Genomic DNA, 17,927 nt, shown 5'->3' on the forward strand with positions numbered 1-17,927 from the left:
AGAAGTTCAGTTCGTGCGTTGTCATCCACATTGAGGCGGAGAACGCGTTCTTGTCCCTAAAAGATAGTGTCAGGCCGCTCCTATTTACACGCCGGTCCTTCCGGAACAGTCTGCGGATCGTGATAGGAGTTGCCGCAATTGCTCTTGCCGCATTCCTACTCTACCGCACCCTTTCCCAATATGCGTGGAATGAAGTGGTAGAGGCGGTCACGGCGGTGCCCTTCTACCGGCTGCTGCTTGCCATGGGATTCAGCGCAGCCAGCTATCTCTGCCTCACCGGCTTTGATTGGCTCGGGCTGATCTACGCGGGGCATCCCCTAGCCTATCGACGGGCGGCGCTTGCCTCCTTCACAAGCCTTTCGCTTGGACATAACATCGGCTTTGCCGCGCTCAGCAGCGGCACTATACGATACCGCTTTTATTCGCGCTGGGGACTAGGCCCAGGCGAGGTTGCCAAGGTCATCTTCTTCTGCGGAATAACGGTAGGCCTCGGCCTGTCATTTCTCGGCGGAATCGGCCTCCTTGCCAGCCCAGATACAGCGTTGGAGGTCGTCGGCCTGTCAAAGAACACGGTCAGGCTGGTCGGGCTAGCATGCCTGTTTGGTCCGGCGGTCTACTTGCTGCTTGCCGCTATGTGGGGCGGCCGGGCGCTGCATTTTGGCGGACAGCGACTGGCGATGCCGTCTCTGCCCCTTGCTCTGGCGCAGGTGGTAGTCGGCACGCTCAACTTCACCTTTGTTGCAGCAGCTCTCGATCAGGCGATATCGGCGCTCGCAGACGTGCCGTTTCTGGAAGTAGCTACGGTATATGTCAGCGCCAATGTTGCCACGCTTATAACACACGCGCCCGGTGGACTTGGTGTGATTGAAAGCGTTGTCCTCTTCCTTTTACCTGAAGCATCGCTGATCGGCGCAGTGCTCGTTTTTCGCTTCGTCTACTTCCTGTTTCCGCTTCTGATCGGCAGTATTTTGCTCGGAGCTTCGGAGATGCTGCTGTCACGGGACTCAGGGGACGCGGCTTCATAGCCAGCCACCATCCGCCACCGCCAGCGCGCCCACTCCACCAACCGGAACGGGCGCTCCGGGTCCATGAAGCGCGTACCGGGGAACGAGCGGACCGATCCTCTTCCGACCGCTTTTGGGCGCAAGCAGCGTCCCTCCTTCCGGTTCAGCCGCTCAAGAGCCCTGATGAGCGATCCTTCTCTCTTGATTGCAGCTCGAACGAGTGCCGGATCAATGCCAAGATGCTCAGCCAGAAGCTTGTCCCGCAGGGACTTGATGGTTTCCCGCATCCCCGGCTCTTCAGCCTCGATCACCAGATCGCATTCCGTATCGAGCCCTACCGAGCGGTTATTGAGGTTGGCAGAACCGACGCGAAGGATGCGGTCGTCGACGATCATTAGCTTCGCATGCACCATCACGGGGCAATCGCTACCTCCGCTGCCGGGCACCACCGGATAGTACAGGCGGAGCCTGCCGTACCGATCGGCATCTTTGAGGCTGCGGAACAGGCGGTCCCTGTTGGCACCCATAATGAAGCGCTCAATCACGCCATTGGCATTAAGCGGTCCGATCACCACGATTTCCGGTCCATCGGGCTTGGATAATAGTTCGCGCAGGATCGGCCTCAGGCGCCTGGCGGCAAAATACTGCGCCTCGATATAGACGGTGTCCTTTGCCGATCTAAGCATGTCGTCGGTGAGGGCAGCAATCTCCTCGACAACCATCGAGCCATTCAGGCGCGGGGCCGTGCGGGCAATGCCCACGGGAACTTCTTTGAAATGTGCGGTGAGGCCCGCCGGCCATCGTCTGGAGGAAGCACCCAATGGAACGTCTTCCCCCGTGGCGTCGCGCCAACGCTCACGCGCAACACGTGCAATGACGCGCGCGGCTGGACCGTCCACAGCCATCTGAAGATCATGCATGGGCGGATACGGGGCGCCATCGGACGCCGAGCGCAGAGGCTGGTCCGCCTTGTGCTCCGGCGTATCCCAACGGCCGACGGTAAGATCCATTCCACCCACAAAAGCAATCGAATCGTCGATGGTGACGATCTTTTGATGATGTGCGGCGTGGATCGGGTGGTGCGTGTCGAGGCAAAGGCGGATGCGCGGATGCATCTGCCACTCTTCTCCTATGAGCAAAGGCAATGCCGCACCGGGAGCGTGCACCGCAGCAAAGCTCCATACCAGTATCCTAATCTCAAGCTCCGGCCGCTCTTCGACAAGGTTACGCAGGAATGCGCCAAGAGCCGGTGTCTCCTTCCCGTCCTGGGGACGCAGTTGAACGCGGGAATCGAAGTCCCACGCAACCACAAAAACTGTCCGCCGCGCTCCACGCAGTGCTTTCTCAAGCGCCGCGAAGTAGTCCGCTCCATCCACCAGGAGAGCCGCGTTGTGCGCTTGGGCAATAGCGCAGCAGTTACGCCCCGGAACAAGCACCCGCTCAACCTCCGGTCCGGACAATCCATGTACTTGTGCTTCGCTCATCGCTTTCCGCCTGGAAAAACGCGACCTTGTCGCTGCGAAGCTCTAACGCACGGAAAGCCGTTTAGGTTCTCACTGCGCCGAGAGCGAGCTTGGTGCCGCTACCGCCTGATTACGCCGTGGCATGCGGTGGAAGCCTCTCCGCTTCCTCCTCCTGTCGCAGATAGAAGCGACGAAAGCGATAATCAGCGCCGCAGCGACGAGGAATGCAAGAGCCACACTCTTATTCACCAGCGTTGATTCGCCATGGCCGGCAGAATGATTACGGCCAGCAGAACCAATGGCGAGCCTGAGGCCCCCAAACACTCTTCTGCACCTGACCGCTTTCCATAAAGAAATGTCTCCGCTAATCTCCCCATTGCCCCGGCCAGGGCTGCGTTTTGCACGCTTCACCGGGGTGCCGCACTGGGAGGTTACCCGGACGCGGGAGGATTTCATTTGGCCGTTCGGGCGGCCCGGAGTTTTTTGCATGATAGTTATTATAGATTCTTTGAATACCATCCTTTGGAATTATTTGCTTGTATACGGCCTCCTGGCCATCGGTCTCTACTTTACCGTCAGGCTTGGCTTCTTCCAGTTTCTCCATTTTGGCGAGATGCTACGGAGCATGCGCGGGACGCGAGAGGACCAGTCGGGCATCTCACCCTTCCAGGCATTGATGGTCAGCCTTGCCTCGCGCGTAGGAACGGGCAATCTCGCCGGCGTGGCAGTAGCGCTTTATCTCGGCGGCGCAGGTGCGATCTTCTGGATGTGGGTGGTCGCGCTGTTGGGGATGGCTACGGCTTACGCCGAGAGCTCCCTCGCCCAGCTTTACAAGGTGCGCAATGAAGAGGATCAGTATAGAGGCGGACCTGCCTTCTATATTGCACGGGGCCTGAACGCGCGCCGGGCAGGCTGCGCGTTTTCCATCTGCCTCGCTCTTTCCTTCGGCCTCGTCTTTAATGCGGTGCAAGCCAATTCCATTGCCGATGCCATGGAAGGCGCCTTCGGCGCTTCGAAAATCCTGGTCGGCGTCGTGCTGGCGATCCTCTCCGCCATGATCATTTTCGGGGGGATACGGCAGATCGCGCGTGTGGCAGAGATCGTTGTCCCTTTCATGGCCATTGGATATCTGCTTCTGGCGGTTTATGTGCTGATCGTCAATATCGGCCAGGTACCGGCAATCCTTGGCCAAATCCTGTCGAGCGCCTTTGGCTTGGACCAAGCCGCAGGCGGCGTCACCGGCGGTATCGCCGCTGCGATGCTGAATGGTGTCAAACGCGGCCTCTTTTCCAATGAAGCGGGCATGGGATCTGCTCCGAACATTGCCGCGGTCGCCACAACGAGCCATCCTTCGTCGCAAGGGTTCGTCCAGGCGCTCGGCGTTTTCATCGATACCATTGTTATCTGTACCGCGACTGCAGTAATGATCCTACTATCCGGCACGCTTGAGCCGGGATCCGGAGTGACGGGAACTCAGCTTACTCAGAACGCGATGTCAGCCCATATCGGGGCAACAGGCACATATTTCATTGCTTTGGCCGTCTTCTTCTTCGCGTTCACTTCCATCATTGGCAATTATGCTTATGCCGAGAGCGGGCTGTCCTTTCTCGGGGCGAGCACCGGCATGCCCATCCTGGCGCTCAGGGTGCTGGCAACGGCCATGGTCGTCTGGGGAGCTTATGCGAATGTGAGCACCGTTTTTGAAGCGGCCGACATTTCGATGGCGTTCATGGCGATCATCAATCTCGTCGCCATTATCCTCCTTTCCGGAACAGTGGTGAAACTCACCAAGGATTATTTCGCGCAGAAGAGAAGCGGGCAGATTCCAGCCTTCGATCCGGCTGCCTATCCCGAGCTCGAAGGCAAGATCGATCGTGATATCTGGTCGCAGAGCTTCCTGAAGGAGCGTCAGGAACTCGACGAACGCGCTGCGGGCAGCTTGGCAAGCACCTTGCACTGAAACTTCTGACTCGCTGCAAGAACACCGTCTGAATTGCGGCGGAACGAATAAATCCTTTTGTGTTGTTCCGCCGCTCTTCGCACGCTTCTCCGCCCCCCACTACACGCTGGCGATTGACTCCATCCTCAATCAGCGTAAAAGCATCGCCTGAAACGGAGACGATCTGGTCATGCGCACAGGCCATACCGTGCCTGACATTGACAGCCTTTGCGACGCTGCCGGCAACGGCGGCGCGGTCTCCTGCATCGACAAAACGACGGCCAAAACGACCGGCAAAACGGTCTGATCTTCCTTGGCCCGCTCGCTCTCTCCCCGAGACAGGCCGGGGAGGTGAAAGCCCGTAAGGTCGGCGGGCTCGAATCCAAAGCCAGGCGGAGAGGACAGGAGCTTTCCATGGGTTTCAAGATTGCAATCGCAGGCGCTACAGGAAATGTCGGCAGGGAGATGCTGAACATCCTTGAGGAACGCGGCTTTCCCGCCGACGAGGTGGTGCCGCTCGCTTCGCGCCGCTCGGTGGGGACGGAGGTTTCCTACGGGGACAAGACGCTTAAGGTGAAGGCGCTGGAGAACTACGATTTCTCCGATACCGACCTCTGCCTCATGTCGACGGGCGGCTCCATTTCCAAGGAATATTCGCCACGCATCGGCCGGCAGGGCTGTGTCGTCATCGATAATTCCTCGGCTTGGCGCTACGATCAGGATGTGCCGCTGATCGTACCGGAGGTTAACCCCGACGCGATTGAAGAATTTCGCAAGAAGAACATCATCGCCAACCCGAACTGCTCGACCGCGCAGCTGGTCGTCGCGCTGAAGCCGCTTCATGACGCAGCCACCATCAAGCGCGTGGTCGTTGCCACCTACCAGTCGGTCTCCGGTGCGGGCAAAGAGGGCATGGACGAGCTGTTCGAACAGACACGGGCCGTCTTCGTTGCCGATCCGATCACGACGCAGAAGTTTACAAAGCGCATCGCCTTCAACGTCATCCCCCATATCGACGTCTTCCTGGACGACGGATCCACCAAGGAAGAATGGAAGATGGTGGCGGAGACCAAGAAGATGCTCGATCCCAAGATCAAGCTGACGGCCACGGCTGTGCGCGTGCCGGTCTTCATCGGCCATTCCGAAGCGGTGCACATCGAATTCGAGAAGCCGATTACCGCCGATGAGGCCCGCGAGATCCTGCGCGAAGCGCCCGGCTGCCTCGTTGTCGATAAGCGCGAGGATGGCGGCTATGTCACCCCTTATGAGAGCGCAGGCGAAGACGCCACCTATATCAGCCGCATCCGCGAGGACCCGACGGTGGAGAACGGTCTTGCCATGTGGGTGGTCGCCGACAACCTTCGTAAGGGCGCGGCCCTTAACACGGTGCAAATCGCCGAACTGCTGATCGCCCGCGGCCTGATCCAGCCGAAGAAGCAGGCTGCCTGACGAATCGCAGCAGCGCCTTACCCCTCCGCCAGCCTGGACAGCAGGCGGAGGAAGGTTTCAGCCTCGCGAGGGGTAAGAGGCGCTAGCGTCTGCTCCGTTACCCGCTGGGCGAGCGGCAGGATTTTCTCGACCGTCTCACGCCCTGAAGTGGTGAGTTCGACAAGGAGCCGCCGCCTGTCCTGCGGGTGCGGAGTGAGCGAAACGAGCTTGCGCTCCTTCAGCCTTCCTATGACGCCCTTGATGGTCGCCGCGTCCATCGCCACAAGCTGCCCAAGCTGGTTCTGCGAGGTGCTTCCCACCTCGTAAAGCTTGGCAAGCGCAGCGAATTGCGGGGGCGTCAAGCCATCGATATGCGCTGCAAATATCGCCAAATGCCGCTGGTTGGCTTTGCGCAGGATGAAGCCTACCTGCGAATTCAACAGGTATTCGGCGGATGTCCGCGCCCCTTCGACCACGGTCAGCTTGCCGGGCATGCTCATGGCAGGATGTCCTCATCTTTCATGACTTGTCCCTGCGACGAGTAACCCACGAGGTCTTCCCTTACCTCGGGGCCCTTGTACAAACCGCCTTCGCCGATCGCAAGCGCACCACACACGCGGCTTTCTGCCTGAAGGAACAATGCAGCGGAGTGGATCAATTGCCGCCGTGCCATGTCGTGAGCGACCGCTACTCCCCGCTCCAGCGCGGCCGCTACCTCTTCCGCTGTGAGCCGGCCGACATCCTGCGTTACGAGGCGGTCACCCAGGTCGCTTTCAGGGTCGATCTGGCTGGCCGGCACACGTTTGATGGCCGGGTGCGCCGGCAGGTCGACAGCATTGGCGATCAGGGTGGCGGCCACATCGGCCGCTGCTCCATCCTGCGCAAGAACGGTGACGGCATCTGCGATACCCAATGAGTGGCTGCGCCCGCGCCAGCCGCTGGTGGCTATTCCACGCACGGGATCTGCCGCGTTAATCGTGATTCGGTCAGCAAAGCCGTGGCCGGTTCCCGCGATTGCGGCCTTCATGCTTTCCCCAGGTGCGAGGAAAAAAGCGATGTCTCCGCCGTCATTCACATAGGCACGATCAAGCTTGCGCCCCGCGCACATGGCAGCAAGCACCTCGTCCGCGACAGCCCCCGCCACAGCGGCCATCGGCGTGACAAAGATTGGAAAGTGCCTTGCAGCCGCAATCTCCATGCGCCGCGCTGCTGAAAAGCGCAGCTTGCGCGGCCTTTCGCCCACCGCCTGCCGCAGCAGCGGAAGCTCGCTGACTAGCTCCTGAAGGAGGTTGCGAAAACGCATTTCTGCCTGGGCATAGGCTTCAAGCCGCTCTTCCGGCGGGCCGAAAGCCTCAAGAACAAGATCGATGGGACCGTGATTCATGTGCAGCCGGCGCCCTTCGGGGAGCCAGACTGCCGTTGCGCCGCTCATCGCCGTGGCCTGTCAAACCACTGTAGCGGCCAGGGATTTCTCGCCGGCGCATCCCGCTGCTCGCGTTCGTTGAAATATTCGCCACCATGTTCGAGCAGATCCTGAAGGGTGCGGATCTGAGAGGCATGCCCACCCATGCGGATATAATCGTCGCGGCGCATGGTAAACTCGATAGGCGCCACCAGAGCGGGAGTTGGTACATAGCCGAAAGAATTATCAGGCATGCGCGAGACGTCTACCATCAATGTTATGCCTCCGCCCGGCCACACATAAACAGGCGCGCCTCCGCAGGTGACGTAGGTTTGCAATCCCTGCACCGAGCGCGTCAGGTTTACCGGATTCTCTGTCACTCCTGCGCGAAGGGAGCCGCCTGCACCGGCCATGAAGAGAACGGAGCAGCGAGCCGGCTCGCAATTCTCCTCGATCAGCCTTACCGATTTCCTGAGTCGCTCCGGAAACGGCTTTTCGACTGGCCGCAATTCCTCATCCAGCTCGTAATAGCCAAATTGCTCGCCCGTCGTAGAGACCATAAGGAGCGACAATCCCGGCCGCGCCCCCTTCTTGGGATTGAACGGCCCAAGGATTTCCAGAGGGTCGGAGATCGTGGTCCCGCCCCAGCCAAGGCCCGGCTCGGAAACCTTGAAATAGCGCCCAGGCGTCGAGCGGTGGCCCAGAATCTTGATACCTGTCTCGCTCCAGCCAATCACCTTGCCGGCCTGATGCTCTGAAACGACACCGGTAATATGGTCGTCCACCACCACGACCTCGTCCACCAGGCCGCGCCACTGCGTGGCGAACATGCCGATGGTCGCCGAACCGCAGCCCACGCGCATCCGCTCCTCGCGCTTTCCGTCGATCACCGGAGGGACCCCCGCCTGGACAACAACCGTGGCACCGCCGTCGATGGCAAGCTCAACCGGTTTGCTGTTGCAAAGGTCCATCAAGGTGCGGCACGTGATGCGGCCTTCCGCTTTGGAGCCGCCCGTCAGATGCCGGACGCCGCCCAGCGAAAGCATCTGCGATCCGTACTCAGCCGTGGTCACATGGCCGACCGGCTCGCCCTCTGCGCGCACTGGCGCGGTTTCTGGGCCAAGGTGCCGATCCGTATCGATCTTCACCTTCACACCGCAATAGGAAAAGATGCCTTCCGTCACGACGGTGACAAGGTCCACCCCTTCCACCTCCTGGCTCACGATGAAGGGCGCAGGCTTGTAGTCAGGGTAGGTGGTGCCCGCGCCAATGCCACTCACGAAGGGCCGGCTTTTGTTTACGAGCGATCCGTCCCACTGCTCCCCTGCATCGAAGGGGACTATCGTTCCGCCTTCTTCTGCCCTGTGTTCCAGAATGGTTACGGGATCGCAGCGGACGATCCTGCCGCCAAAATTGCCGTAGCGGTCGCAGGCCCCCGTGCGGCCCTCAGCGATGTAGCACATGACGGGGCAGGCATCGCAACGCAGCTTTTCGCCCTTCTGCGGCGTCGGCTGCCCAGACTCAAACCGCTCGGCAAGTTCATTCATTGCCGCCTCCCTGCCGCGTGGATTGCCTCCAGCACGCGCGCGGGCGTTGCCGGAACCCTTCGGATTTCAGCACCGGTGGCATGCCGGATCGCGTTGAGAATTGCTGGCGCTGTGGGGATCAGCACATGCTCTCCCAGCCCCTTGGCCCCGAATGGCCCTTCCGGGTCCGGCACCTCCACGAGGATGGTCTCGATCTCCGGAACGTCGCCAATGGTCGGGATAAGATAGTCGTGCAGATTCTCCGTGCGCCCTGGCACATATTCCTCCATCAGCGCAAGCCCGATGCCCTGTGCGATACCCCCTTCGATCTGCCCCTCGGCAAGCAGAGGGTTGATCGCGCGGCCGACGTCATGTGCGGCGGTGATCCTGATCAACCTTACGGTGCCAAGCGTAACGTCCACCTCCAGTTCCACAAGCTGTGCGCCGTATCCGTAGACAGCGTAGGGAACGCCCTGTCCGTTTTCGTCCAGAGGGCTGGTCGGCGGGTCGTAACTGGCCTCAGCAGCAAAGACATAGCCGTCCTCCTCCGAAGGCAGCTGGGAAAGCATGATCGCACGGCGCACCCCACCTTCGCTGACCACAAGACACTCCTCGTCGAGTGCAAGCTGCGCTGCGTCGGAGACATTGGCGTGACGCAAGATCTTCTCGCGCAGTTGGCTTGCTGCAAGGGCCGCCGCCTTGCCCGAAACATAGGTCTGACGCGAAGCGGACGTTTTGCCGGCGTCGGGAGTTATCGACGTGTCCGGGCTAAGCAGCGTGAAGGCGGAGAGAGGCAAACCGAGCGCATCGGCAGCGATCTGCGTAATCACCGTATTCGCACCCTGCCCGATGTCGACCGCCCCTTGGTGCAGCACCACCCGCGCGTCCCGCGTGATACCAAGCTTCATGGTGGACGGATTCGGGAGGGAAGTATTGCCGCAGCCATACCAGCAGGAAGCCACCCCCACGCCCCAACGAAGCTTCTGCGCCTGCGCGTTAAATTCGACCGCCGCCGCCAAGGCCTTATGCCAGCGGGGCCTCAGAGATTTGAGACACTGGCGAATACCGACGCCACCTGAAAGAAGCTGGCCGCAGGTCGTCCTGTCCCCATCCGCAAGTGCATTCCTTATCCGGAACTCCAGCCGGTCGATGCTAAGCTTGTCCGCCAGGCGGTCATAGAGCGTTTCCTGCATGATCGTTGCCTGCGGCACGCCGAAGCCACGGAACGCACCGGCAATCGGCCCATTCGTGTGTATCGCCCGGGCGGTCGCCCGGTAGTTTGGCGTCACGTAAGGGCCTGAAGCGTGCACCGGCACACGATTTGCCACGGTCGGCCCCCAGCTTGCATAGGCGCCGGTATTGAAATCGCCTTCAAAAATCATCCCCGTGATGCGACCATTCCGGTCCGCTCCGATTGTGGCCTTCATGCGGGCAGGATGCCGTTTGGTGGTGGAGCGCATGGATTCGGCGCGTGAATAGACGATGGCCGCGGGTCTGCCGGTCTTCAACGCCACCAGCCCTACCAGCGGCTGCAAGGAAACGTCGAGTTTAGAGCCGAAGCCGCCGCCCGTTGCGAGCGCCACGACGCGCACCTTCTCCGGCGGAAGGCCAAGCACAGCGGCGGTATCGTCGCGGTCCATATAGGGTGCTTGAGTGCAAGCCTTGATTACGAGCGTATCGCCTTCCATGAAGGCATAGCCTGCCTCCGGCTCAATATAGGCGTGTTCGACGAAGGAGGTTTCCACTTCGCCGCTGACGGTTGCGTGAGCGGCAGCGAGCGCAGCATCAGGTTTGCCACTGGCGACGAACCCTTGGGTCAGAAGGTTTCCGGGCCGGTCCTCATGCAGCGGGGCGGACGCTCTGGCCTCATCTATCCCCAATGCATGAGGCAGTTCGCGCCAAGTGATCGGGAAGTCGGCGGGATCCACCTGCATCATCGCCTGGCGCTCGCCGGCGATCAGCGCCACCGCCTCCCCCCGGAAGCGCGCCCGGTTCTCGGCCAGAGCAGGCTGGTCGGCAAAGGGTGCGATGACACCGAAGCGGTTGCGGCCGGGAATGTCCTTGGCGGTAAAGATCGCGATGATACCTGGATGCGCCCGCAGGAACTCATCGGTGTCTCCTATCTCGAAGGTGGCGTGCCAGTAGGGCGAACGCACCACCAGCACCGAAAGCGCATCCGCCGGCCGCTCGTCGGCGCCGAACACCTCAGCCCCCGATACTTTGCGCTCGCCGTCAAGCCGGATGGGAGAAGCGCCGACAGCACGGCCGGGCGCGATTTCCTCCTCTTCCTGTCCTTCCGCAAAAGCGTCCATCACCGCGCGCACGATCTTCCGGTAACCCGTACAACGGCAGAGAACGCCGCCCAGCGCATCCTGGACATCCGCTTCGCTCGGCGACCGATTCCGATCCAGAAGCGTGGTCGCTGTCATAAGAAGGCCTGGCGTACAAATTCCGCACTGCGCAGCCCCATGACGCAAGAATGATCGCTGAAGCGCAGAAAGAGTACCATTCGCAAGTCCCTCGACCGTTTGCACCCGCGCACCTTGCACACTGGCTGCCGGCACGAGGCAGGCGCAAACCACCTCCCCGTCTATGATCACCGAACATGCGCCGCAATCGCCTGCGTCACAGCCCACTTTTGTGCCGGTGAGCCCCAGGCGGTCGCGCAGGAGCGTGGAAAGTCGCTCGACCGGCGGCGCATCAATGGTGACGGGACGGCCATTGATCTCAAAGGAGAGCGGATGGAAATGGTTCATGCGGCGAGGCCTCCCCTCTCCCTCTCCAGGGCTTGCAGAAAAGCGCGGATGACGATCTCGCGCGCCGCACTCCGACGATAGCCGGCGGTGCCTCGCACATCGTCGATGGGTGCAAGCTCGGGAAAGTCGTAGTCGGAGATGATGGATGCTGCCCTGTCAGCTTCCATTCCGCGAAGGCCCTCTTCGAGCTGCCGCAAGCGCTGGGCCACCGCCGAGCAAGCTCCTACGGAAAGTGCCACATCCTCAATCTTGCCATGCGCAAGCACCACGCGTGCGGCCGCCATGGCGATGGAGATAACGAGATAGCGCCGCGCGCCGAGCTTGACGAAGCCTGAGCCCCCTTGGACAGCGGCTTTGGGAATGCGGATGCCGGTGATCATCTCGCCAGGCGCCAACGCCGTCTCACGGTTGCCAAGAAGGAAGGAGGAGACCGGGAGGCGGCGCATATTTCCCAGCATTCGTAGCTCGATCTGCGCATCGAGGGTGAGCAGCGGCGGAACTCCGTCGGCTGCCGGAGAGGCGTTGCCAAGATTACCCGCCACCGTACCGCGGTTCTGGATTTGGATAGAGCCCACCTCGCGGGCGGCAAGCTTCAGCCCGTCAAATGCGGCGGGGAGCGGATGATAAATGACATCCGTCCATGTCGTGCGCGCACCGATAACCAGATGTGTTTGCGTCTCGGCAATCCCGCGCAATTCCGCAAGGCCGTTTATATCGAGCACATTTTCGCGCAGGGGCCAGTCTCCAAGAGACGGATAGAAGTCCGTCCCGCCAGCAAGAATTTTCCAGCGGTCCTCCTTTAGGAGCCGCAACGCTTCCTCCAGCCCGGCGGGTTTGGCGTAGCGCAAAGCCATGCCGTTTCCTCGCTCTCGATCCCCCTCGGTCCCGGCTCGTTCTTGCTTTTGGTGGCGGCCGGATAATTCATTGGTGTGCAAATGATATACGCGCCATCGCGCTTGTCAAAGGAAACCATTCGCGCGAAGGTCGGGGCACAACAGCATCGCCGATGCTGCAAGCCATGAAATTAGCGTATCTTTCGGTGCGCCCGGAAATGGAGAGAAGGATGGCAAAGGAAGCGCTCATCGTCATCGATATCCAGAACGATTTCTGTCCTGGCGGAGCGTTGGCTGTGGATCGAGGCGACGAGGTGGTGCCACTGATCAACGAACTGATAAGGCGCTTCGACCACGTCATCCTTACGCAGGACTGGCACCCCGCCGGTCACTCCAGCTTTGCCTCCTCTCACCCCGGGAAGGCGGCTTTCGAGACCGTCACCATGCCCTATGGGGAACAGACGCTTTGGCCGGACCATTGCGTGCAAGGAACACCCGGTGCCGAATTTCACGCGGGATTGGAATGGACCAAGGCGGAACTGGTGTTGCGGAAGGGTTTCAGAAAGACGATTGACAGCTACTCGGCGTTTTTCGAGAACGATCACTCAACACCAACGGGGTTATCCGGGTATCTGCGCGAAAGGGGCGTCGAGAAGGTGACGCTGGCTGGCCTCGCCACGGATTTCTGCGTCGCTTATTCCGCGCTGGATGCGAGACGTCAGGGGTTCGATGCGACGGTAATACTCGAAGCGAGCCGCGGCATCGACATCTCCGGCTCGGTAGCGGCGATGACGGAAAAGATGCGGGCGGCCGGAGTGGAGCTCGTGTAATCACAGGGAGCCTTCGTAGGGAATCCTATCCGACCCCCACATAGCGGTGCACCATCTGGGGGTCCGAACGCAGATGTTCGACCTCTACGGTTTGACGGTTCCGGCCATTCTCAATGAAGGACACGCGGTCCGCCACGGGCAGGACCGCCTCCACCCGCTGCTCCACTAGCAGGGTCGAGACCCCGCGTTCCCGCAAAGCGGCCACCACTTCCCGAATGCGCGCGATCATGGAAGGCATCAGTCCTTCCGTCGGCTCGTCGAGAAGAAGGACGTCCGGCTCCAGGCAGAGTGCCCGGGCCATGGCAAGCATCTGCTGCTCACCGCCTGAAAGCGTGCCTGAACGCTGCCTGAGCCTCTCGCGCAGCACCGGGAAAAGACCGAGCACCCTTTCCAGGGTATCGCGCCCCTTCCCTCTCGTCATCAGGCCGATTTCTAGATTTTCAGCCACCGTCAGATCGGTGAAGAGGCGCCGGCCCTGGGGCACGTAGCCGATTCCCGTCTTTGGCACCTCGTATGCCTCAAGCCGGGATATTCGGAGTTCCCTCTTCATGATCCTGCCGGCCCGAACCGGCACCAGCCCCATGATCGCCTTTAACGCCGTCGTCTTTCCCGCCCCGTTGCGGCCAAGCAGGCAGTGCACCTCGCCGCGCCGCAGTTCCAGCGACAGACCATGCAGCACCTGCACTTCGCCATAGGAGCAGTCAATGCTGTCGAGTGTCAATGCGGCTTCCATCTACGCCCCCAGATAGGCCCGCTGAACGGCCTGATCAGCGCGGATCTCCTCGGGGTTTCCCTCGGCGAGCACGCGGCCACGCTCCATGACCGTGATGCGGTCGGAAAGCGCCATCACCACATCCATATTATGCTCGATGAGCAGTACCGTGGCCTTCCGTCCGATTTCACGCACGAGCGCTATAAAATTCTCGATCTCTCCATCGGAAAGACCCTGCGTCGGCTCATCGAGAATGAGGAGGCGCGGCCGGAGCGCCAGACCCATCGCCACCTCCAGAAGCCGCTGGTGTCCATAGGAAAGATGGCCAGCTTGCTGATGCGCGTACTGCCCAAGCCCTACTTCTTCAAGAGCATGAAGCGCCCGTTCGCGAGAGCTTCCGGACGCCGCTACCTGCCGTGCAGAAGGGCGCTGCGCGGCCGGCGCCACATTGTCAAGGACAGTGAGGCCGGGAAAAATGCTGGTAATCTGAAAGGTATATGCAATGCCCGCACGCACGCGCTGATGCGCCGGCAGGCGTGAGATGTCCCGCCCTTCGAAGAAGACCTTACCCGATGATGCCGGGATTCGTCCGCAAACGAGATTTACGAAGGTGGTCTTGCCGGCGCCGTTCGGGCCGATGATCGCCCGGATCTCTCCGCAAGGAAGCGCAAAGTCCACCCCGTCGACGGCCCTGAGACCGCCAAAGGCGCAACTCAGGCCCTTCGTGGAAAGCAGCGGCATCATTGCAGCCATCTAAGCCACCTCTCCCGGATAGTGCCGGCAATTCCTTTCGGGAAGTAGAGAACCACCAGGATGAGGGCGATTCCTACCACCAGCAGGTGGGCGCGCGTAAGGCCGGAAGCGATGTCGATCACGTAGAACATGAAGAGTGTGCCAATCAGCGGGCCGAGCGTCGTCGCCGCCCCTCCAAGCAGCACCCACAGCAGCGGCAGTATGGAATATTGGATTGCGGCGAAGCCGGAGCCGACATAGCCGAAAAGCACCGCATAGGCCGCTCCCGCAGCCGCGCAGATTACGCCCGACACGATCATCGCCAGAAGCTTGTTGGCGAACACGTCATAGCCCAGCATGCGCATCCGTTCCTCGTTCTCCCGGATGGCTACAAGCGCCCGCCCGAAGGAAGAGCGGACAAGCAGGAAGATGCCGACCAGTACCGCCGCGAACAAGGTAAGCGCCGTCATGTAGCGCACGGCAGGATCGGTCAGGATCAGCTCCGCGCCGGGCAGCTCCAGCTTTCGGCTTGCCTGCGGGAGAATGAGTCCCTCCTCCCCACGCGTGTAGGTCGTGAAGTAAAGCGTCCCGAGATAAAATACCTGGGCAAACATCAGCGTGACAATCATGAAGGCCACGCCTGTGGTCCTCAGTGCCAGAAACCCGATCGCCGCAGCGACGACACCTCCCGCCAGAAGTCCCGCGCCAAATGCCGGCCAGACGCTCCAGCCCAGGTGGTAGATCGTAAGCCCCGCCCCATAGAGCCCGGCGGCGAAGAACATCGCGTGGCCGAGGCTGAGCAGGCCCGTATAGCCGAAGGCAAGATTGTAGCCCATGGCGAAGACAGCCAGAACCATGACGCGTGAAAGGATGCCGCGGTGATATTCGGGCAGAACGAAATTCAGGGCAAAAAGGAGGACCAGCACGGCCCCGTGCAACAGGAGGTTCCTCGCACCCGCACGTGTCATCGCATCGCCGTCCCGAAAAGGCCTTGCGGACGGAACACAAGGACGAGCGCAACGAGGAGGGTCGCAAGCATCTTTGCAAGGGTGGGCGAGAAGAACATCGAGATGATGCCGTCCGAAAGGCCGATCAGCAAGGCAGCCACTAAAGTGCCGCGCAACGAGCCCAACCCGCCAATGATGACGACGATGAAGGACAGCAGCAGCGGATCGAGGCCCATCAGATAATGCGCCTGCTGGGTTGGAACGATCAGCACAGCCGCCACGGCAGCCAGGCCTGCGCCCAGTGCGAAAACGCCTGCATAGACGCGGCCTACGGGAATGCCGAAGGCCAGGGCCGTCTCGCGGTCGGACTGGGTGGCCCGCATGAGCAGCCCGATCTTTGTGCGCGTCAAAAGGATCCATGTCGCAAGCATCAGGAGAACGGCCATGCCAATGACGGAGAGCTTGTAAGCCGAATATCCGAACCACGGCAGCGCGATGCGCATGTCGAAAGGCGCTCGTACCGGCCGCGCCTCCGGGCCGTAGAAGGTAAGGGCCAGTTGCTGGATGATGTAGAGCAGCCCGATAGTGGCCACGATGGTGGCTTCGGGTTCGTATTTCAGCCTGCTGAGCACGAGACGCTCGGCAAGAAAGGCAACCGCCGCCACCAGCAGCGGGCTGACGATCAACGCAAGCAGGAATCCAATTGCAGGGTGGCCGGAAACGAGGCTTGCCAGCCACCAGGCAAGCACCGCGCCAAGCATGTAGAATTCGCCATGCGCAACATTCACCACACGCATGACGCCGAAGACAAGCGAAAGCCCTAGTGCCGTCAGCGCCAGCACCGCTGCCGTCACAAGTCCTTCAAGGGTCGCGAGCAGGAAATAGGGACCGAACGCCATAGAATTTGCTCTGAAGGGCTGCGGGCGGACGAGATTCAACCTTCTCCCGGAATTAGGAGAAGGTTGGTGAGCCGAAGAGACTGTTACGATCAGAACGACATCGTGGTGTAGTCGGCTTCCGGCTCGTAGAGCCCGTCCTCGATGGAGGTGCGGTGTACCACCTCAAGTTTTCCATCTCTCACCTGGCTGATGGACTGCTCGCCGAAAACCTGATGAATCTTGCCGTTGAAGACCTTCCGTCCCTGTGGATGCTCGGGGCCAGCGTCCATCTCCGTCATTGCCTCGGTTGCCTCTATCAGGCTGGTGCGATCCTGTGGACCTCTATAACCGCAGGCTTCCATGGAGCGCTTGATGACATAAAGCGTCTCCCAGCAACCGAACATGTGCGCGGCGGTGGAAACGTCCTTCGGGTCATTCACACTGGCACCGCTCTCGTCCAAGCCGACGGCCTCGCGATAGGCAATTTCGTAGTCCGGCATCTCAGGCTGGACATAGCGTGCCATCCCTTCCCAGAAATGGCTGCCTTCAAGGAACTCCAAGCCGGGGCTGTTCAGATCGACAGCTTCCAGCGAATCGATGAAACCGAAGAGCTGCGGACCGCCGGTGCCGAAAAACTCACCCATTTCCTTCACGAAGGTCAGCACCGCCGGACCCACCATGACGTGGTAGATCACGTCGGTATCGCTGGGGATTTGCGGGAAATAGCGGGTGAAGGAAGTCTCGGTGGGGGGGATGGGTACCTGAGCAATGACCTCTCCGCCCTGAGCCTCGATAGCCGGCCCGAAGAAGTCCCGGTGGTCATGGCCGAACGCATAATCCGGATAGATCAGCGTCACACGCTTGCCGAGATTTTCGGCGATCCAGGGCGCCATCGAACGCACCTGCGCCTTCACATCGGTGATGCCCGGCTGCACACAATAGCGGTTCATCTGGCCGGAAGCGACGTGGTAGCCCTCGCTCACCACGTAGTAGGGGATCTTCAACTCGCCTGCCATCGGCGCAGAGCCGACGACAACATGCGAGAACAGCGTGCCGTAGACGAGATCCACCTTGTGCTGGTTCGCGAATTTCTCCAACACCTCGGAACCGCGTGCGGCGTCGGTACCGTCATCCTCGATGATGATTTCCAAAGACCGGCCGTTGATGCCGCCTGCCTCATTGATAACGCGGGCCGCGACATTGGTCACACGTTCGTACCAGCGGCCATAGGCAGCGCCAATCCCTGTGCGGTGGCACTGGAAGCCAATCCTGATCGGCTCGGAGGTCTGCGCCTGTGCGTACCGCACAAAGCCAGGCGCAGCCATAAGTCCTGCGGACGCCGCCATGCCCTTGAGCGTCGCTCTGCGGGTCAAGCCATTTGACGTTATGATGTTTGGTTTGCGATTCTTGCTCATGAGTGTCCCCTCTCGGCTGCCGCTGAGCGGCAGCTCATCTTAAGGCACATGCCGCCGCAAGA

Annotated in this window: 15 protein-coding genes; 4 read left to right on the plus strand and 11 right to left on the minus strand. The window is 60.8% G+C overall.

Annotation, left to right across the window (positions count from 1 at the left end; translation table 11 throughout):
• Positions 1 to 50 precede the first annotated feature (50 nt).
• On the plus strand, positions 51 to 1,025 hold the full coding sequence (locus tag HUS57_RS10530; RefSeq protein ID WP_246727837.1) for a lysylphosphatidylglycerol synthase domain-containing protein: 975 nt from the start codon (positions 51 to 53) through the stop codon (positions 1,023 to 1,025).
• On the opposite strand, the gene HUS57_RS10535 is transcribed toward HUS57_RS10530, so the two are convergent.
• Positions 935 to 2,488 (minus strand): phospholipase D-like domain-containing protein, encoded by a 1,554-nt coding sequence (locus HUS57_RS10535; RefSeq protein WP_173933473.1) that lies wholly within the window; start codon positions 2,486 to 2,488, stop codon positions 935 to 937. The two genes, HUS57_RS10530 and HUS57_RS10535, sit on opposite strands and share 91 nt — an antisense overlap.
• Before the next feature lie 466 nt (positions 2,489 to 2,954).
• Between HUS57_RS10535 and HUS57_RS10540 the strand changes: the two genes are divergently transcribed.
• A complete protein-coding gene (locus HUS57_RS10540; RefSeq protein ID WP_173933475.1) occupies positions 2,955 to 4,427 on the plus strand; it encodes a sodium:alanine symporter family protein in 1,473 nt (490 codons plus the stop codon).
• A gap of 393 nt (positions 4,428 to 4,820) precedes the next feature.
• Complete coding sequence (locus tag HUS57_RS10545) at positions 4,821 to 5,855, plus strand: aspartate-semialdehyde dehydrogenase (RefSeq protein WP_173933477.1); 1,035 nt, start codon at positions 4,821 to 4,823, stop codon at positions 5,853 to 5,855.
• 17 nt (positions 5,856 to 5,872) lie between these two features.
• Here HUS57_RS10545 and HUS57_RS10550 read toward each other — a convergent pair whose 3' ends face one another.
• The 5 genes from HUS57_RS10550 to HUS57_RS10570 are packed head-to-tail and all read right to left on the minus strand — an operon-like array spanning position 5,873 to position 12,372.
• Positions 5,873 to 6,334, minus strand: a complete 462-nt coding sequence (locus HUS57_RS10550; RefSeq protein ID WP_173933479.1) for a MarR family transcriptional regulator — start codon at positions 6,332 to 6,334, stop codon at positions 5,873 to 5,875.
• Positions 6,331 to 7,266: a UPF0280 family protein gene (locus HUS57_RS10555; protein ID WP_173933481.1), complete on the minus strand. Its 936-nt coding sequence runs from the start codon at positions 7,264 to 7,266 to the stop codon at positions 6,331 to 6,333. The genes HUS57_RS10550 and HUS57_RS10555 overlap by 4 nt, the downstream gene beginning before the upstream one ends.
• A complete protein-coding gene (locus HUS57_RS10560) occupies positions 7,263 to 8,783 on the minus strand; it encodes a 6-hydroxynicotinate reductase (protein ID WP_173933483.1) in 1,521 nt (506 codons plus the stop codon). Before HUS57_RS10560 ends, HUS57_RS10555 begins: the two co-directional genes overlap by 4 nt.
• Positions 8,780 to 11,518, minus strand: a complete 2,739-nt coding sequence (locus HUS57_RS10565; RefSeq protein ID WP_173933485.1) for a molybdopterin cofactor-binding domain-containing protein — start codon at positions 11,516 to 11,518, stop codon at positions 8,780 to 8,782. The genes HUS57_RS10560 and HUS57_RS10565 overlap by 4 nt, the downstream gene beginning before the upstream one ends.
• On the minus strand, positions 11,515 to 12,372 hold the full coding sequence (locus HUS57_RS10570) for a xanthine dehydrogenase family protein subunit M (RefSeq protein WP_173933487.1): 858 nt from the start codon (positions 12,370 to 12,372) through the stop codon (positions 11,515 to 11,517). The genes HUS57_RS10565 and HUS57_RS10570 overlap by 4 nt, the downstream gene beginning before the upstream one ends.
• Positions 12,373 to 12,581: 209 nt before the next feature.
• Between HUS57_RS10570 and pncA the strand changes: the two genes are divergently transcribed.
• A complete protein-coding gene (gene pncA, locus HUS57_RS10575; RefSeq protein WP_173933489.1) occupies positions 12,582 to 13,181 on the plus strand; it encodes a bifunctional nicotinamidase/pyrazinamidase in 600 nt (199 codons plus the stop codon).
• A 25-nt stretch (positions 13,182 to 13,206) separates the two neighbouring features.
• On the opposite strand, the gene HUS57_RS10580 is transcribed toward pncA, so the two are convergent.
• The 5 genes from HUS57_RS10580 to HUS57_RS10600 form a co-directional block, all read right to left on the minus strand.
• Positions 13,207 to 13,914, minus strand: a complete 708-nt coding sequence (locus HUS57_RS10580) for an ABC transporter ATP-binding protein (protein WP_173933491.1) — start codon at positions 13,912 to 13,914, stop codon at positions 13,207 to 13,209.
• On the minus strand, positions 13,915 to 14,637 hold the full coding sequence (locus tag HUS57_RS10585) for an ABC transporter ATP-binding protein (protein ID WP_173933772.1): 723 nt from the start codon (positions 14,635 to 14,637) through the stop codon (positions 13,915 to 13,917). It abuts the gene before it with no gap.
• On the minus strand, positions 14,634 to 15,593 hold the full coding sequence (locus tag HUS57_RS10590; RefSeq protein WP_173933493.1) for a branched-chain amino acid ABC transporter permease: 960 nt from the start codon (positions 15,591 to 15,593) through the stop codon (positions 14,634 to 14,636). The genes HUS57_RS10585 and HUS57_RS10590 overlap by 4 nt, the downstream gene beginning before the upstream one ends.
• Positions 15,590 to 16,471 carry a branched-chain amino acid ABC transporter permease gene (locus HUS57_RS10595; protein WP_173933495.1) on the minus strand — a complete coding sequence of 294 codons (882 nt, stop codon included), beginning with the start codon at positions 16,469 to 16,471 and terminating at the stop codon, positions 15,590 to 15,592. Before HUS57_RS10595 ends, HUS57_RS10590 begins: the two co-directional genes overlap by 4 nt.
• An 89-nt stretch (positions 16,472 to 16,560) precedes the next feature.
• On the minus strand, positions 16,561 to 17,865 hold the full coding sequence (locus tag HUS57_RS10600) for an ABC transporter substrate-binding protein (protein WP_173933497.1): 1,305 nt from the start codon (positions 17,863 to 17,865) through the stop codon (positions 16,561 to 16,563).
• Positions 17,866 to 17,927: the final 62 nt, after the last annotated feature.

The organism is Chelativorans sp. Marseille-P2723, assembly GCF_902809845.1.
Classification (GTDB): domain Bacteria; phylum Pseudomonadota; class Alphaproteobacteria; order Rhizobiales; family Rhizobiaceae; genus Chelativorans.

Excerpts from the sequence above, each read along its gene's own strand:
- HUS57_RS10600 (WP_173933497.1), bottom strand. The coding sequence starts at position 17,865 with ATGAGCAAGAATCGCAAACCAAACATCATAACGTCAAATGGCTTGACC.
- HUS57_RS10560 (WP_173933483.1), bottom strand. The coding sequence starts at position 8,783 with ATGAATGAACTTGCCGAGCGGTTTGAGTCTGGGCAGCCGACGCCGCAG.
- HUS57_RS10545 (WP_173933477.1), top strand. The coding sequence starts at position 4,821 with ATGGGTTTCAAGATTGCAATCGCAGGCGCTACAGGAAATGTCGGCAGG.
- HUS57_RS10570 (WP_173933487.1), bottom strand. The coding sequence starts at position 12,372 with ATGGCTTTGCGCTACGCCAAACCCGCCGGGCTGGAGGAAGCGTTGCGG.
- HUS57_RS10580 (WP_173933491.1), bottom strand. The coding sequence starts at position 13,914 with ATGGAAGCCGCATTGACACTCGACAGCATTGACTGCTCCTATGGCGAA.
- HUS57_RS10590 (WP_173933493.1), bottom strand. The coding sequence starts at position 15,593 with ATGACACGTGCGGGTGCGAGGAACCTCCTGTTGCACGGGGCCGTGCTG.
- HUS57_RS10555 (WP_173933481.1), bottom strand. The coding sequence starts at position 7,266 with ATGAGCGGCGCAACGGCAGTCTGGCTCCCCGAAGGGCGCCGGCTGCAC.
- HUS57_RS10595 (WP_173933495.1), bottom strand. The coding sequence starts at position 16,471 with ATGGCGTTCGGTCCCTATTTCCTGCTCGCGACCCTTGAAGGACTTGTG.
- pncA (WP_173933489.1), top strand. The coding sequence starts at position 12,582 with ATGGCAAAGGAAGCGCTCATCGTCATCGATATCCAGAACGATTTCTGT.
- HUS57_RS10540 (WP_173933475.1), top strand. The coding sequence starts at position 2,955 with ATGATAGTTATTATAGATTCTTTGAATACCATCCTTTGGAATTATTTG.
- HUS57_RS10585 (WP_173933772.1), bottom strand. The coding sequence starts at position 14,637 with ATGATGCCGCTGCTTTCCACGAAGGGCCTGAGTTGCGCCTTTGGCGGT.
- HUS57_RS10535 (WP_173933473.1), bottom strand. The coding sequence starts at position 2,488 with ATGAGCGAAGCACAAGTACATGGATTGTCCGGACCGGAGGTTGAGCGG.
- HUS57_RS10550 (WP_173933479.1), bottom strand. The coding sequence starts at position 6,334 with ATGAGCATGCCCGGCAAGCTGACCGTGGTCGAAGGGGCGCGGACATCC.
- HUS57_RS10565 (WP_173933485.1), bottom strand. The coding sequence starts at position 11,518 with ATGAACCATTTCCATCCGCTCTCCTTTGAGATCAATGGCCGTCCCGTC.